Origin of the sequence: Siphonobacter sp. SORGH_AS_0500, from assembly GCF_002838835.1 — a bacterium.
In the GTDB taxonomy this organism is placed as follows: domain Bacteria; phylum Bacteroidota; class Bacteroidia; order Cytophagales; family Spirosomataceae; genus Siphonobacter.
Map to the genome: position 1 here is coordinate 296,586 of NZ_NHPP01000005.1, position 16,786 is coordinate 313,371.

General features: G+C 46.8%; 15 protein-coding genes. 11 read left to right on the plus strand and 4 right to left on the minus strand.

What is annotated here, in order from left to right; genetic code table 11:
- Position 1 precedes the first annotated feature (1 nt).
- The 4 genes from BWI96_RS07985 to BWI96_RS08000 form a co-directional block, all read right to left on the minus strand.
- A complete protein-coding gene (locus BWI96_RS07985; protein WP_106636134.1) occupies positions 2 to 370 on the minus strand; it encodes a DUF4136 domain-containing protein in 369 nt (122 codons plus the stop codon).
- Positions 337 to 588: a hypothetical protein gene (locus BWI96_RS07990; RefSeq protein ID WP_157830267.1), complete on the minus strand. Its 252-nt coding sequence runs from the start codon at positions 586 to 588 to the stop codon at positions 337 to 339. Before BWI96_RS07990 ends, BWI96_RS07985 begins: the two co-directional genes overlap by 34 nt.
- 285 nt (positions 589 to 873) lie before the next feature.
- Positions 874 to 1,536, minus strand: coding sequence for a carbonic anhydrase (locus tag BWI96_RS07995; protein WP_106636136.1), 663 nt, complete (start codon positions 1,534 to 1,536; stop codon positions 874 to 876).
- A 316-nt stretch (positions 1,537 to 1,852) separates the two neighbouring features.
- The gene (locus BWI96_RS08000; RefSeq protein WP_106636137.1) at positions 1,853 to 2,701 is read right to left on the minus strand and encodes an AraC family transcriptional regulator; all 849 of its coding nucleotides are present in this window, start codon (positions 2,699 to 2,701) and stop codon (positions 1,853 to 1,855) included.
- Between the two features lie 150 nt (positions 2,702 to 2,851).
- Here BWI96_RS08000 and BWI96_RS08005 point away from each other — a divergent pair, with 150 nt between their 5' ends.
- From BWI96_RS08005 to BWI96_RS08045, 11 genes are all read left to right on the plus strand, one after another.
- Positions 2,852 to 3,763: a dihydrodipicolinate synthase family protein gene (locus tag BWI96_RS08005; protein ID WP_106636138.1), complete on the plus strand. Its 912-nt coding sequence runs from the start codon at positions 2,852 to 2,854 to the stop codon at positions 3,761 to 3,763.
- A gap of 34 nt (positions 3,764 to 3,797) precedes the next feature.
- Positions 3,798 to 4,805 carry a 4-hydroxyproline epimerase gene (locus BWI96_RS08010; RefSeq protein ID WP_106636139.1) on the plus strand — a complete coding sequence of 336 codons (1,008 nt, stop codon included), beginning with the start codon at positions 3,798 to 3,800 and terminating at the stop codon, positions 4,803 to 4,805.
- Positions 4,806 to 4,829: 24 nt separating this feature from the next.
- Positions 4,830 to 6,071, plus strand: a complete 1,242-nt coding sequence (locus BWI96_RS08015) for an FAD-binding oxidoreductase (RefSeq protein ID WP_106636140.1) — start codon at positions 4,830 to 4,832, stop codon at positions 6,069 to 6,071.
- A gap of 26 nt (positions 6,072 to 6,097) precedes the next feature.
- Positions 6,098 to 8,359, plus strand: a complete 2,262-nt coding sequence (locus BWI96_RS08020) for a S9 family peptidase (protein WP_106636141.1) — start codon at positions 6,098 to 6,100, stop codon at positions 8,357 to 8,359.
- 30 nt (positions 8,360 to 8,389) lie between these two features.
- Entirely contained in the window at positions 8,390 to 9,931 is a 1,542-nt protein-coding gene (locus BWI96_RS08025) for a DUF885 family protein (protein ID WP_369804106.1), read from the plus strand.
- Entirely contained in the window at positions 9,898 to 10,101 is a 204-nt protein-coding gene (locus tag BWI96_RS23215) for a hypothetical protein (RefSeq protein WP_369804107.1), read from the plus strand. Before BWI96_RS08025 ends, BWI96_RS23215 begins: the two co-directional genes overlap by 34 nt.
- A 12-nt stretch (positions 10,102 to 10,113) precedes the next feature.
- Positions 10,114 to 11,646, plus strand: a complete 1,533-nt coding sequence (locus BWI96_RS08030) for an aldehyde dehydrogenase (NADP(+)) (RefSeq protein WP_106636142.1) — start codon at positions 10,114 to 10,116, stop codon at positions 11,644 to 11,646.
- 45 nt (positions 11,647 to 11,691) lie between these two features.
- Complete coding sequence (locus BWI96_RS08035) at positions 11,692 to 14,439, plus strand: DUF5695 domain-containing protein (protein WP_106636143.1); 2,748 nt, start codon at positions 11,692 to 11,694, stop codon at positions 14,437 to 14,439.
- A 207-nt stretch (positions 14,440 to 14,646) separates the two neighbouring features.
- Positions 14,647 to 15,327 (plus strand): hypothetical protein, encoded by a 681-nt coding sequence (locus BWI96_RS08040; protein WP_157830268.1) that lies wholly within the window; start codon positions 14,647 to 14,649, stop codon positions 15,325 to 15,327.
- A gap of 298 nt (positions 15,328 to 15,625) precedes the next feature.
- Positions 15,626 to 16,180 (plus strand): hypothetical protein, encoded by a 555-nt coding sequence (locus BWI96_RS21845; RefSeq protein WP_198555185.1) that lies wholly within the window; start codon positions 15,626 to 15,628, stop codon positions 16,178 to 16,180.
- Positions 16,065 to 16,784, plus strand: coding sequence for a sensor histidine kinase (locus tag BWI96_RS08045; protein WP_198555186.1), 720 nt, complete (start codon positions 16,065 to 16,067; stop codon positions 16,782 to 16,784). The genes BWI96_RS21845 and BWI96_RS08045 overlap by 116 nt, the downstream gene beginning before the upstream one ends.
- Positions 16,785 to 16,786 lie beyond the last annotated feature (2 nt).

A 16,786-nucleotide genomic window follows, 5' to 3' on the forward strand; every position in this document is an offset into this window, starting at 1 on the left:
GTTATGAGTGTTGAAGATGTTGAGGATAACGAGCGAGAATTTTTTCGGCTTCGTGGGCAAACTGTTTACTCAGTTCAGCCGGATCGTTTACTGGGTTTTCCAGTGAACCACGCCAGAGTAATTGCTGGGTTTTAGCATCAATGACGTCGACGATCAATGTACCGTCCGTGTAGTGTTCGGTATGATAACCGGTATTCCAGGGTTGGTAATAATAACCGAAGCCTACGGGCATCCAGCGACGTTGGTACCAGATGTTATACGGAACGTAATAGGGATAAGGATAGGAAGGATTGGCTACCTGCTGGCTTTTATTTTCAAAATACTCGTGCGTCGAAACTAACAAGTCAGGTTGATTATCATCCCGAACCAATCCTTTTTTGTAAGCTCGGCAGCAATCGCATTTTGAATCATGTCATCGGTAATGCCGCTTCGATACAAGGGGTTTTTATTACCCTGAATATCTGGTTTAACAAAGGTAAATTTGCGAAAGTCATTAAAATTGACGGCACTTTTTTGCTGTACCTGAACGGCTGTACATCCACTCATCCAGAGTAGAATAAAGCCCATAAAAAGCCATTGCGTTTTCATGGTTGACATGCATAGTTGATAGTGTTGAATTTGTTTTTAATACTGCCTTTGTGTAAGCAAAGCTCTTCCCAGAGCTTTAAATTGATTTATAAATACGCTTAAAATGGTCTTAAAAAAGAAGAGTCAAATAGAAAGGAACGCCAAAAGCTGGCGTTCCTTTCTATTTGACTCTGTAGGGTCAGTCTTTTGTTTTTGGGAGATTCCTAGCAGTCGCTCGGCTCTAGCCGAGCGACTGCGGCATTTTCCGAAATTTTAAAATTTTCGGAAAGTGCTACTCATATACAATTACACGTTTTTATCGGCTGGTTTTTCAGGCTCGTTAGGATCCAGGTGATAAATCTGCATGATGTTTTCCAGTAATTTGATAAAATCAATATTTAGATCAATCAGCTTTCCGGTGTGTACATCAAACACCCATCCATGAACGGTAAGGTCTCGTTCCCGGCGGGCTTTCTGTACTTCCGCCGTTTTAATCACATTGATGCATTGCTCTTCTACGTTCAGCTCTACCAGTCTTTTGTAACGCAATTCTTCATCTTTGATCGCATCTAATTCGGCCTGGTGAGTCCGGTATACGTCACGAATATTTCTTAACCACGGATTCAAAATTCCCAGATCCTGCGATTTCATGGCTGCCTGAACGCCACCGCAGTAATAGTGACCACAAACAACAATGTGGTTCACTTTCAGGTGCTGAACGGCGTAGTTGATAACCGACATGGCACTCAGGTCGGTGTTGGGAACCATGTTAGCAATATTTCGGTGTACAAAGGCTTGACCCGGTGCGATACCCATCAACTCTTCAGCCGTTACCCGACTGTCGGAACAACCGATATACAGAATATCAGGCGTTTGGCCTTTAGACAGATCGCTGAAATAGTTTGGCTCTACACTTAGCTTTTTCTGAACCCAGTCTTGGTTGTTTTTGAAAATTTGAGAAATATCCATTTATATGTTGTTACGTTAATTTCTTTTTCAAACGATTCGAAGGGATGCATGAAATGCCTTTACCAAAGTTTCCTCGTAGGAAGAATTTCAGTCTTAACATCCAGAACCGCTATAGGGTTTATAAATAGTTATGCTTAAATGTCCTATTGAATGCGTATTTTGCGGGTACGGACAAGTATACAGCCCTTTACTCGCCCAAAATTAACTTTCTGAAAGTCCATTAAACAAAAAGAGCGACTAGTTTATTACAAGTACGCTCTCGTTGAATTCCGTAAAAGTCTGTTATTAAGCAATAGGGTAAACAACGACACAGGGTCTACATCCGATACGTACGGATATACTGACTTGGGGGCATGCCCACGATTTCTTTGAACTGACGATTAAAATTGGACATATTGGTGTACCCACAGGATTCCGCAATCTGACTCATGGGGTCCTTCGATTCCCGCAGTAAGCGACAGGCATTTTCGATTCGGATTTCATTCAGTAAATGCGAAAAGGTTTTGCGAGTATGCTGACGGAAAAAGCGACAAAAAGCTCCCGGCGTGAGATTGGCTACATTGGCTACGTCTTCCAGCGAAATGGACGAAGCGTAGTTTTGTAATAAATAAGAAAATACCCGTTCAAGGCGGTAATGGTCGTCTGGACGACTGGGACGCTCGTAAGCCGTTCTCGATAAAACCTCGCGACCTTCTTCATTTACAAGTTTATCTAGTACTTTTAATAAAAAGAGGAACTGGTGAAAAGGCCGCTGTTGCGAGAGCTGCCGGAATTCATCAATAATTGGATCATTTTCCTGACAACGCAGACGAACCCCCTGTTTGGCCTCTGAAAGTAACTGCCGCAAATGGCTTACTTCGGGAAATTCCAGCCAGTGTTGTTCCAGCGAGTCGTTCATGAAAAACATCGTAGTCGAGGTAGCTCGCTCGTGCGAGTCACTGCTGCGAAGCACGTGGGGCAGGTTGCTCCCAAATAATAGTAAATCGAGCGGTTGGAACCGGTCAATTCGGTCTCCGGCAATGAGTGTGCCTTCGCCTCGTTCGATCAGGGTTAACTGAACTTCGGGGTGGAAGTGTAACTGAGCATAAAAGGTAGGACCATCGTCAATTTGAACTCGGAATGACCGCTGGTCCACGCTGGGTACCCGGAACAGTAGTGGTTTCATAGAGGTAAGAATAATACATTTTTGGTATATAATCTTATTGACGGTATAAAACTAGTGAAAAAAGTATTAAAGGCAATCAAATATTGAGAATAACCTTTCCCTCAAGTTTCCGACCTTTGACTAAATCAATCACCAGAAAAACTAACGCTCATGAACACTATCGTTACCTGGCAAGGTGTGTATCCAGCCATGCTTACCCCATTCACTGCTGAAGATACCCTGGACCTGCCTTTATTCCAGAAAAATATAATTGCTCAGATGAAAGCCGGTATTACCGGAATCATCATTGGTGGCTCGCTGGGTGAAGCCAGTACGCTTACTCCCGAAGAAAAGCTGGAATTACTGGCTTCAGCTTTGGAAATAACTCAGGGACAAATTCCTGTTATTGTTAACATTGCTGAGCAGGCTACTCGCGAAGCCGTAGCACGGGCGAAAGAAGCAGAAGCAAACGGAGCCGACGGTTTGATGTTGTTACCTCCGATGCGTTATTACTCAGACGCACGCGAAACAGTTGAGTATTTCAAAGCCGTGGCTCAGGCAACGTCATTACCCATCATGATTTACAACAATCCCGTGGATTACAAAATCATGACGACGATTGCGATGTTCCAGGAATTGTCAGAATGCCCTAACATTCAGGCTGTTAAAGAATCAACTCGCGACCTGACGAACATCGTTCGGATGCGTAATGCTTTCGGTGATCGCTTCAAAATCATGGGTGGTGTGGATACCTTAATCATGGAAGCCGTAGTATTAGGTGCGGATGGTCTGGTAGGAGGTTTAGTGGATGCCTTCCCTGAAGAAACGGTAGCCTTATTCAATCTGACTCAACAGGGACAACTGGCCGAAGCTCTGGAAATTTACAAATGGTTCATGCCATTACTCGAACTGGACATTCACCCCAAACTGGTTCAAAATATTAAATTAGCTGCTACAGCAACGGGTATTGCTTCAGAATACGTTCGGGCTCCCCGTTTACCTTTAATCGGTGAAGAGCGTGCTCATGTGCAGGCAATTATCGACAAGGCACTGGCAACTCGCCCCGTATTAACCCCCGCCTAATTTCTTTTTCTGAGTTTATTAATCGAGTGAATTCATGTCTACAGCGTATCATTTTTTTTGTATTGATGCTCACACCTGCGGCAATCCGGTTCGGGTGGTAACAGGGGGAAGTATTCCCTTTTTGCAGGGAAATTCCATGAGCGAAAAGCGGCAGCATTTTCTGCGTGAGTACGACTGGATTCGCAAAGGACTGATGTTTGAGCCCCGGGGCCATGATATGATGTCGGGAAGTATACTTTATCCGCCCATCGATCCGGCCAACGACGCAGGCGTACTTTTCATTGAGACTTCGGGTTGCCTGCCCATGTGCGGTCACGGAACCATTGGTACGGTAACGGTAGCCATTGAGCAAAACCTAATTACGCCGAAAACCCCCGGCGTACTCAATCTGGAAGTACCCGCTGGCCTCGTACGGGCCGAGTACGTCATGGACGGTCGTAAAGTAACTTCGGTGAAAATTACCAACATCAAGTCTTATCTGGCGGCTGAAAACCTGACGGTAGAGTGTCCGGATTTAGGAGAATTAACCGTTGATGTAGCCTACGGAGGAAACTTCTACGCCATTGTGGACGTACAGGAAAACTTCCCCGGACTCGAACACTTCAGTGCCGATCAGCTCGTGAGCTGGTCGCGGGTATTACGGAAACAACTGAATGAAAAGTATAGCTTCGTTCACCCGGAAAATGATACCATTCGCGGATTGAGCCATTTACTCTGGACGGGAAAAACCATTCAGGAAAGCTCAACCGCCCGCAATGCCGTTTTTTACGGCGATAAAGCCATTGACCGCTCTCCCTGTGGCACGGGTACATCCGCCCGGATGGCTCAGTGGTATGCCAAAGGAAAGCTGAAGTCTGGCGATGTCTTCGTGCATGAAAGCATCATTGGTTCCATTTTTAACGGACGTATCGAAGCCGAAACCCAGTTGGGCGATCACCCGGCTATCGTGCCGAGCATTGAAGGCTGGGCGAGAATTCACGGATACAATCACCTCATTATTGATGAAGACGATCCTTACGGATTTGGTTTTCAGGTTATTTAACCACCAAAATCAGGCCATACGCGTATGAAACACGTTGGAATTGTGGGAGGCGGCATCATTGGTCTAAGTTCGGCCTATTACCTGCAACAGGCAGGTTATCAGGTGACGATTTTCGATCAGACGGTCATTGCCGATGGATGTTCCTACGGCAATGCCGGGATGATCGTTCCCAGCCATATTATTCCGCTGGCCCAGCCCGGCATGATTGCCAAGGGGTTACGCTGGATGCTGGATTCAAAAAGTCCTTTTTACGTCAAACCCCGGCTCAATGCCGATCTGATGAAATGGGGCTGGCTGTTTTACAAGCACTCCACCGAGAAGCACGTCGAAGCATCCATTCCGGCACTGCGGGACATCAGTCTGCTAAGCAAGACTTTGTATCAGCAAATGGCTGATACACTGGACATGGGCTGGCACGAGCGGGGCTTATTAATGCTTTTCAAAACGCCTTCGGCTGCTCACGAAATGCAGCATGAAGCCGATGTGGCAAATGCCGCCGGTATTGAGGCTCAGTTACTAAACCCCGATCAGGTGCAGTCACTGGAGCCGGATGTTCGGGTGACAGTGGCGGGTGCAGTGTATTACCCTGGTGATGCTCAGGTTGTTCCAACGCAGGTCATGTCTTCGCTCATTACCCACCTGAAACAATCGGGCGTTACGTTTAAGGAAGCCAAAGAGGTAACAGGTTTTACGAGACAGGGGTCACGGGTGACGGCTATTGAAACGACAGCAGGGGCTTTCCCGGTGGATGAAGTTGTGATTGCCGGAGGAGCCTGGTCTTCTGAAATCGTCAAGCAATTACAGTTGTCTTTACCCTTGCAGGGTGGCAAAGGCTATAGTTTCATGTTGAAAGACGTGAAGCAGAACGTACGGGTTCCGGCGATTATGCTGGAAGCTCGGGCCACAGCTACGCCAATGGGGGGAGATTTACGTTTCGCAGGAACCATGGAAATTGCTGGAACAGACATGAGTGTCAACATGAATCGGGTGCAGGGTATTGCTGAATCTATTAATCAGTATTATCCAGATATTCCGGTTCAGTTACCCGCTAAAAATCAGGTCTGGAAAGGATTACGTCCGTGTTCGCCTGATGGGTTACCCTACCTCGGTCGATTGAATAACTACGAAAACGTAGTAATTGCGACCGGGCATGGCATGATGGGACTCAGCCTCGGCCCTGCTACAGGAAAACTGGTGGCAGAAGTAATTGCCGATCAGCCCCTTAGCATGAGCCTTACTGCATTTGCCCCGAATCGATTTGATTAAATTTTCGTTTTACCTACCGAGCCTCTATGCGTTATACCTTTCTTCTTCTGACCTTATTTTCCGTTCAGCAACTCTGTGCTCAGGGCACATTGGCTGATTATCAGCGAAGTCAGTCCCTAAAAAAACAGTGGACAGATAAAGCTTATTATATTCCCCGGCAGACCAACTGGCAGGATAATAGCCAGCGATTAGTCTACACCATTCAGACCCCCAAAGGTCGGGAATATATTCAGGTGAACCGGAAAACGGGTAAGCGGGAACCCGCTTTTAATCAGGAAGAACTGGCTAAACAACTCAGTGCTCAGGTAGGTAAAACCATTTCCGCGTACGAGCTTTCACTCCAAAACTTAAAACCCACGGATAAGGGTTATTCCTTCGTGGCTGAAAATGTCCGCTGGACTCTTGAAGACGGACGATTACATAAAAAAGGGGAGGTTCCATCCGGTCGTTACTGGGGCGAGCGATGGGAAGAAGACGAAACCCGCCGAACGTATAGCCCTGACAGTAGCTTATCCGCAGCAATAAAGAACAGCAATGTTTACCTGCGGGACGAAAAAACAAAGAAGGAAACGCCATTGAGTTTCGACGGTTCGCCGGGGGATGCTTACAGTAGCGATCTTCGCTGGTCGCCAGACGGCAAGAAACTGGCTGGAGTGAAGATTCGTAAACCAACCCCTCATCTCTTATACCTGATTCGTTCTTCGCCTGTCGATCAGCTACAGCCTAAACTGGAAACGCGGAATTACCCCAAACCCGGTGATAATCTGGCTATTTCAGAGCCGGCTCTTTTCGACATTGCGTCAAAAAAACAATACCGGATTTCGATGGATTTGATTGCCCAGCAATACGATTTATCGCGTCCGCACTGGCGAAAAGATAGTAAGAGTTTTACGCTTGAATACAATCAGCGGGGGCATCAGGTTTATCGTGTGCTGGATGTGAACGCAGAAAATGGAGCCATCCGGCCTGTTATCGAAGAAAAATGTAAAACCTTTTTCAGTTACAGTGGCAAACGATTCCGTCAGGATGTTTCCGACGAAAAAGAAATCATCTGGGCTTCCGAACGGGATGGATGGAATCATTTATACCTCTATGATGCCGCCACTGGTCAGGTTAAAAATCAGATTACGAAAGGGGACTGGGTTGTTCGTAGAGTAATGAATGTGGATGATAAAACCCGCACCATTCTGTTCGCTGCCAGCGGCATGAATGCCGGAGAAGATCCCTATTACCTGCATTATTACCAAATTAATTTTGATGGTTCAGGACTGAAAAGTCTGACGCCCGAACTGGCTAATCACGAAGTTACCTTTTCGGATGATTACGAAAGCTTCATTGACACATATTCCCGAATTAATCAGGCTCCAGTCACTGTGCTGCGGAGCAGTAAAGACGGCTCGATTATTTCGACTTTAGAAAAAGCTGATCTTTCCGTTTGGGAAAAATCGGGTTGGAAAGCACCCGAGCCCTTTGTGGCCAAAGGGCGTGACCAGCAAACAGACATTTATGGGATGATTATTCGTCCGACGAATTTCAATCCATCCCGCAAGTATCCGGTCATTGAAATGATCTATGCTGGCCCTCATGATTCCTTTGTTCCCAAGTCGTTTACGACGAATACGGCCTTGCATGAACTGGCCGAATTAGGTTTTATTGTAGTGCAGATTGACGGTATGGGTACGTCCAATCGTTCCAAAGCCTTCCATGATGTGTGCTGGCAAAACCTGAAAGATGCCGGTTTCCCGGATCGGATTCTGTGGATGCAGGCGGCAGCTAAAAAGTACTCTTTTATGGACCTGGATCGGGTGGGTATTTACGGCACCTCGGCGGGCGGGCAGAGTTCGACAGGAGCAGTTTTGTTTCACCCTGAATTCTACAAAGTTGCCGTTTCGTCCTGCGGTTGCCACGACAACCGGATGGATAAAATCTGGTGGAATGAGCAGTGGATGGGTTATCCCATTGGTCCGCATTATGCCGATTGTTCAAACGTCACTCACGCTGACCAATTGCAGGGAAATTTGATGCTGATTTTGGGTGAAATGGACGATAACGTCGATCCCTCGTCAACCTATCAGTTGGCCGATGCTCTGATTAAGGCTAATAAAGAATTTCAGTTGGTAGTGGTGCCCAATATGGGCCATTCCTCGGGTGGTGAATACGGCGAACGTAAACGCCGGGACTTTTTTGTGCAGCATTTGCTTCACGTGCAGCCTCCCCACTGGAATGCAAAGGATACCACCGTGCCAGCACCTGAAAAATCCGCGAAAACGACTCGTCAACAGCGGTAGTTTTTTCTTACTCTTAACCATCCATAACCTATGTCTCTGGCACGTTGTCTTCTGCTGATTGGCCTTTTGCTAAGTTTTTCAAGTAAGGCTCAAATGCCGACCGATCCTACGCAGTTGAGCCAGCATATTATCCAGTATGAAGCCGACAAAGGCAGTTTGCGTCGCTTTTACGTGATTGCGAATTCGCCTGAACGCCGCCAACGGCTAAAAGAACTGAATCAGCAGTATATCACCCGGTTAAATGCATTGAATTTTAAGCAGTTAACGCCTAATAATCAGGTGGATTACTTACTATTTCGCCGGGATCTGGAGGACGAGTTGCGTGAATATGCTACGGCAGAAAAAGAATCAGAGCAAATTAAAGACTGGTTTCCATTTGCCGAACCGATTTACGCACTGGAGAAAAAACGACGGAGAGGCATTTACCTGAACTCAGAAGAACTGGCCCGTGATTTTGAAAGCTGGACGACTCAGGTTGCCCAGGCTGAGAAGAAATTAGGGGAGATGAAAACAATGAATCCTCTGCTGGCGAGTCGGGCTGAGGAAACAACAAAAGGACTACAACAAGCCATTAGAAGCGTTTTTGAGTTTTACAATCAATACGATCCGATGTTCACATGGTGGATGGAAAAACCCTATCCGCGATTGAATGAACAACTGGAGAAATTAACGAAATTCTTTCAGCCCAAAGGCCAGCTGGGTACAATGGCTAATGATGGCAGCGGTATCCAGGGTGTTGCGGTAGGTCGTGACGAGTTAATCCGTCAGTTAAAGCTTGAATACATCCCTTATTCGCCCGAAGAGTTACTGGCCATCGCTAATCAGGAATTTGCTTGGTGCGACAAGGAGTTACTGAAAGCCAGTAAGGAAATGGGCTTTGGCGAAAACTGGCGGGCGGCTCAGGAGAAAGTAAAGAACAGCTACGTTCCTGTGGGTAAACAACCCGAGTTAATTCTACGATTGTATAACGAATCGGTTGATTTTCTCAAAAAACATGACCTGGTAACCATTCCACCGCTGGCCGAAGAAACCTGGCGAATGGGTATGATGGCGCCCGAGCGTCAACTGGTGAATCCCTTCTTTCTGGGCGGAGAACAAATCCTGATTTCCTACCCGACGGCGAGTATGGAACACGCCGATAAGCTGATGAGTATGCGGGGTAATAATCCCCATTTTTCCCGTTCGACGGTTCACCATGAACTCATCGCAGGTCATCACCTGCAACAGTTTATGAATAACCGCTTCGAGACGCATCGCCGTCGCTTTAACTCGCCATTCTGGATTGAAGGCTGGTCATTGTACTGGGAAATGGTACTTTGGGATAAGGGATTCCCGCAGTCACCCGAAGACAAAATCGGGATGCTGTTCTGGCGAATGCACCGCTGTGCCCGGATTATCTTTTCACTTAATTACCACCTCGGCAAATGGACGCCTCAACAGTGCATCAACTTTCTGGTAGATCGGGTAGGGCACGAGCGGGCGAATGCGAGGGGGAAGTTCGTCGTTCATTCATTGGAGGGTACGAACCGCTGTATCAATTGGCCTATATGGTGGGTGGTTTGCAGTTTGTAGCCCTGCGAAAAGAGCTGGTAGACAGCGGAAAAATGACGGACAAACAATTTCATGATTCTATATTGCAACTCAATCAATTGCCCGTTGAGTTAATTCGGGCTTTGCTTACAAAACAACCGCTTCAGCAGGATTTTAAAACTAGCTGGCGGTTTTATACGATTAATAAGTAATCATCTGAACTTATGAACGAATCTGGTTTTCAGGCCATTAATCCCGCTACGGGCGAATTATTACCGGGCGTTTTTCAGGAATCTACGTCTCAGGAAATAAACGAAGCCGGACTTCGGGCGGCACAAGCTTTTGCCGAATACCGATTACTTTCCGGGTCAGCGAAAGCTGATTTTTTAGAAGAAATTGCCCGACAGATCGAAGCGTTGGGCGATGAGCTCTTACAACGGGCAAACGCCGAAACGGCTTTACCGCTAGCCCGTCTGACGGGAGAAAGAGGCCGTACAACGGGGCAGTTACGTCTGTTTGCCAGTTACCTGCGGGAAGGTTCCTGGGTAGAAGCCCGCATTGATCCAGCCCTGCCTGAGCGTCAGCCCCTGCCTCGTCCTGATTTGCGGCAAATGCTGCGGCCACTCGGCCCGGTAGGTATTTTCGGAGCTAGTAACTTCCCTCTGGCGTTTTCCGTAGCGGGTGGCGATACCGCTTCGGCTCTGGCTGCGGGTTGCCCCGTCGTAGTGAAGGCTCACCCAGCCCATCCCGGCACGTCTGAACTGGTAGCTCAGGCCATTCATAAAGCGATTAAAGTAACGGGTGTTCCGAAAGATACGTTTCAGTTGATTCAGGGCCGTACCACGGCTACCGGATTAGATCTGGTTCGTCATCCTTCCATCAAAGCCATTGGCTTTACGGGATCGTTTCAGGGTGGTAAAGCTCTGTTCGATGCGGCCAATCAACGCCCCGAACCCATTCCGGTATACGCAGAAATGGGCAGTACGAACCCTGTGTTCTTTTTACCTCAAATCCTGAAACAGCAGGGAGCAACGTTAGCCCAGAATTACGTATCTTCCCTAACGCTGGGAACGGGACAGTTTTGCACCAATCCCGGCTTAAGTATTCTGCCTATATCAGAAGATTCGCAGGCGTTTATTCAGGCCGCTCAGGAGTCCCTAACTACACTTTCGCCCACGGCCATGCTAACGCAGGGCATTCAAAAGGCTTTTGCTCAGGGAATCACTAAATTAAAAGAGCAGGCTAACGTAGAGGTTGTTGCCGAAGCTCAGGAGCTGGAAGGCTTCGCAGCAGGTCGTCCGGTGTTACTGAAAAGTTCGGTAACGGCTTTGCTGGCTAATCCTTTACTGGCTCACGAAGTGTTTGGGCCGAGCAGTATTATTGTGCAGGCTGAAACCAGTGAAGAGTTACTACAGGTAGCACGTTCGTTGGAAGGTCACCTAACGGCTACGGTGTTTGGTACTGAAGAGGAGTTACTGGCCAATGCCGAGTTATTATCCGAGCTGGAACAGAAAGTAGGTCGATTAATTATTAATGCCTTCCCAACGGGCGTAGAAGTAAGCCACGCCATGCAACACGGGGGGCCTTACCCCGCTACAACGGATTCACGGAGCACTTCCGTAGGTACGAATGCCATCAAGCGTTTTGCCCGTCCGGTGTGTTACCAGGGTTTTCCGCAAGGACTTTTACCCGATGAATTAAAAGATAGTAATCCGCTGAATATCTTCCGTTTAGTGGACGGTGCCTTTCAAAAATAAAAACGGTCTTCCGGGGAAATCCTAACCCGGAAGACTTCCCCCCTTATGACTACTGCTACCTACCTGAAAAAGCACCGGGGTCTATTGATCGCTGGGTTACTAAGTGTTACTCAACTGAGCTGGGCTCAGCAATCGCCCTGGAAAAAGCTGGAGGAAAAACCATCCACGCTTCATCTGGAGCAGGGGTATCAAACCTTTGCTACGCCGGAGCTGGAACTAAAGCTGGTAAAGTCTTCTCAGACGGTGGCAGGTTTACATCCGGTCAGCGAGAAGAGTTTCGACTTTACACCAGGCGATCGACTCAAAGTGCGTAGCGGTGACGGACTGTATCAACTGGGGGATATTAATCTTCGCCTGAAGGTAGGGAATGAGTGGAAATCGTTCTCTTCAGCGAGCAAACGTTCAGCAGTAAAAGCATTAACGCCAAAGTCTAAACAGGTCTGGGCTATAGCGAATCTTTCGCCTAGTTTTCCTTCTGATTTCCCCCTGGAAATTCAACGTTCCTGGGAGCAAACGAATGGAGGCGTAATCCTTCGCTTTCAGATCAAAAATCCCGGTAAAGAAGCGATTGAACTAGGTTCGTTAGGTATCCCTCTGATTTTCAATAACATTCTGGAAGGAAATACGCTCGAGCAGGCTCATGCTCGAAACGTCTTTTTTGATCCCTACATTGGGGCCGATGCCGGATACTTACAGGTAGCTCGTTTGCACGGCAAAGGGTCGGTATTACTGGTACTACCCGAAGGAAACACGCCATTTGAGGCCTATAACCCTTTGCTGGATGATCCTACGCCGCGAGGAATTGTCTTTGAGGGTTTTCATGAATGGATGATTCATAGTAAAGCTCACGCTGAAAAAGATTGGGCGAAGGCTCAACCCTGGAATACCGCTACTTCCGTTACGTTAAAACCCGGCGAAACGAAAAGTTATGGTCTGAAATTGGTACTGGCTCCCAGCATTCGGGAGATTGAAAAAACGTTGATTGCTCATAAACGTCCGGTTGCGGTAGGAATTCCGGGTTATGTAGTCCCACAAGACGTAGAAGCAAAGCTGTTTTTGCAACATTCAAGTAAAGTAAAATCAATGGAAGTGGAGCCTGCCGAAGCTCTAAGCTGGCAATCTATTCCCTCTCAAAAGAAGAATCTTCAGAGTTACCTGATTCGGGGTAAAAAATGGGGGCGTGCTCGTTTAACCATTCAGTATCAGGATGGATTGAAGCAAACGATCCATTATAAAATCATTAAACCAGAAAGCGAAACCATTGCCGATTTTGGGAATTTCCTAACGACAAAGCAGTGGTTCGAAGTACCTAAAGATACATTTCATCGAAGCCCATCGGTGATTAGCTATGATTACGAAACCAAGCAACAGGTAACGCAGGACAGCCGAGCCTGGGTAGCGGGCCTGAGCGACGAAGGCGGAGCTGGAAGCTGGCTCGGAGCGACCATGAAACAACTCGTGTTGCCCAAACCTGAAGAAGTACAAAAGCTGGAACGTTTTGTGAATGAAACCCTGTGGGGAAACATTCAGCATAAAGAAGGGCCCTACCAATACGGCGTTCGGAAGAGTCTGTTTTATTATCAGCCCGACTCCATGCCTCCCCATACCTACAGCCCGACGGTGAACTACAAAAGCTGGTCGGCCTGGCCCCATAAGGAAGCCGAGTCACTGGGACGTTCGTATAACTACCCGCACGTGGCGGCGGCTCACTGGGTATTATACCGATTGCAGCGAAATCATCAGCACCTGGTAAAGCAGGGGAACTGGAAAAGTTATCTGGAGAATGCCGCCCAAACAGCTCTGGGCATGGTGAAACTTGCTCCTTATTACGCTCAGTTTGGTCAAATGGAGGGAACAGTATTTTATCTGATTCTAAAAGATTTAAAACGGGAAGGATTAACGGAGCTGGCCGCCGAACTGGAAAGCACCATGAAAAAACGGGCCGATCTCTGGCGTTCGCTGGAGTATCCGTTTGGTAGCGAAATGCCCTGGGATTCAACGGGTCAGGAAGAAGTTTACGTTTGGTCGTATTACTTTGGGTATCGTGACAAAGCGGAAGTTACCCTTAACGCGATTCTGGGGTACATGCCAACCATTCCGCACTGGGCTTACAATGGAAATGCCCGTCGCTATTGGGACTTTTTATACGGCGGAAAATTGTCTCGCGTGGAGCGGCAGATTCACCATTATGGTTCTGGACTCAATGCCATTCCAGTGTTAATGGCGTATCGCGATCAGCCGGATGATTTTTACCTGCTACGCGTCGGCTACGGTGGATTGATGGGAGCTATCGCCAATATCACCGAAGATGGGTTCGGCCCGGCGGCGTTTCATTCCTATCCCTCTACGCTGGAGATAGATGCTTTGTCCGGCGATTATGGTTGTGGATTCTTCGGTTATGCGGTTAACACCATATCCTACTTAACGCAACATCCCGAATTTGGATGGCTGAGTTTTGGAGGTAACGTCAGACAGCAGGGGAATGAAGTGATACTCAAACCCACCACGGCGGCCCGGTCGAATGTGTATCTTTCACCCATTGGACTTCAGGTCAGTCTGGATGCCGGAATGATTGAGCAGGTTGCCTACAATTCAGTAACTAAAGCAATAAAAATTCGATTACAACCTGCTTCCGAAATTACACCAACCGCCTACCTGCGACTGGAATATCCAGCCCAGAAAAAATCGCAGAGGTATAAATTACAGAAATCCTATCCTCAGGAACGGGAAGCCTTTGCGATTCCTCTGAAGGAAAATGCACTGGAGCTAGAACTGATTCTAAACCCGAAGTAACGCGGATTTATTCGATAACTGTGTGGGTCGTTAACATTTGGTTATGAATAGATTACCTATGGCTGCGAGAGCAGAAGCTTATCCAGGTCTATACTTATTCAAAATCTGCTTGTTAAACAAAAGAATAATCTTGAGGTAAAACAGCGGATAATGGACTCAAATAATTACTTATATTCGCCCATTATCCGCTGTTTTACTCATAAGATTATGAATGTCCACACTATCACCGAACAAGTATTCAAAACCTGGACGTCCGACTGGAAGGCCCTGGAGTTTGAAACCGCCACTTTTCCGTTTTTTGCCAACGAATACAGCATCCAAACGGGAGTTGTTCTGAACCAAAAAACCCTGGAGTATCTGCTTTCTACGCCCGGTACGAGTACCATCAAAATCAGATTCGGGTTCTCGAAAGAAGAGGAAAACTTTTTTCAGGTCATACTCTGGGGAACGGATGAGTTAGAGCAACGAATCACCCCTTATTATCACGCGAAGGAAGCAATTTTTGAGAAGCGTCCTGATCAGTCCAATGGAGGACTTGTACCAGCAGAGTTACAAAAGCAATGGCGGTTTTACTGGCTTACCAAAGCGAACGATGATCTAATCAGTGTTCAGAATTTCCTGGTAACCCATGGATTTTTGAAAGGGTATAACTATGAACTGGAAGAATTCATGGAAGCCCTTCTAATTGACCGAAAGGCGACGGATGTACGTATTAATTTCGGGCTTCACGAACACCTTTCTCCTACATATCAGGAAGGAGATCCAGCCGTATATACGTTTGGTTTGTTACTACGTGCGGAAACCGGACTTCAGAAATTAAAAGATGACAGTGATGATGATGACGGATATTTTGATTTAAGTAGACCCTGTCCGCCGACTTGTAAATAGAATATTGTAAAATGCACTATTCTGTACAACAAATCATACTTTCAGTAGCAATTGTACCAATGTGGATCGCAACTATTACCGCCGGAATTCAATTCGGCGGGTTAGTGGCTGGGTAAAGTTTCTATGTTACATACAGTTTTTCGCTTTTATAATCCAGACTGCTTCAGATATTTTATGGTATAGAAAGGTTAATAATCTGTTTCTATATCCCATTTATACGATAGTTGAAGGAAGCTTGTTTATTTGGATGTACAGTTTGATGCTGGAATCTGCCTGGTTACAGAAGGCAAGAGTCTGGTTGATTCTTCTATTAGCTGTGGTCGTTGGTAGTAAATATCTTAAATTAAACTCTTTTCAGGATTTTATCAATCACAACGTGATTGATGGTTTAAGCAGGGTTATTGAAGGAGGAATCGTTATAGCGTTAGTAATTGCTTACTTTTTTAAGTTGTTCAGAGAAATAAAGACTCCTTCTATCCATCAGGAACCCGCTTTTTGGGTTTCTGGAGGTTTACTTATTTATTTTTCTAGTAACACCATCCTGTATCTATTTGCCGAATTTGCTCGGAGGTATTCTCAAGAATTTAACTGGTCTTTCTGGATTGTTCATTCGATACTGGATATGCTTTTGTACACTACCTATACCGTAGCCTTATGGAAGCTCCGCAGGAATAACGTTTACTTATCTTCTGTTGGCGGGGGTTGGAGTAATGTTTTTACTGGCACTAACCGTCGTTATGTTTGTTGTGGTTTACCAGCGGAAATTCTTTCAGCAGCAACGGGAGATGCACCAGCAGGAAATTCGCCATCAGAAGGAAATTACCGAAGGGATTGTTCAGGCTCAGGAAAATGAGCGGGAACGCATTGCTCAGGATTTGCACGACGAAGTGGGTGCTTCGCTGTCTGCCGCCCGGCTGTTTATCAATCAGATTCAGTACGAAGAAACCCTGCCGGATATGATCGAACTGGCCGAACAGGCTCATGGCGTTCTGGGAACGCTGGTGCAGGAGGTTCGTCGGGTTTCGCATCATCTTTCTCCTCTGGTAGTCGAAAAACTGGGATTTACCGGGGCTTTGCGAGCTTTATTCCAGCAACTGGAAGTCAACGGACTACAAATCACGCATTCATTTCAATTTCAGGAAGCGGCTCTTTCCCATGAACAACAGTTGGCTCTTTACCGCATTGTACAGGAGGTTTCAGTAAATATTATTAAACACGCCGAGGCTCAGCAGGTAACCCTGAGTCTGACTCAGGAATCCGGAACGCTTCGTCTTTGGCTGGAAGACGACGGGAAAGGATTCGAGCACTCGAAAGAGTCGCCCGCTAGTGGCATTGGCCTAAGCGGAATTAGAGCCCGAGCCAATTTTTTGAATGCCAAACTCGACATCAACTCTGCTCCCGGACAAGGAACTCGTGTAGAAATGCTCATACCTTTGCAGAGCGTGAAACTTAGTTAGTA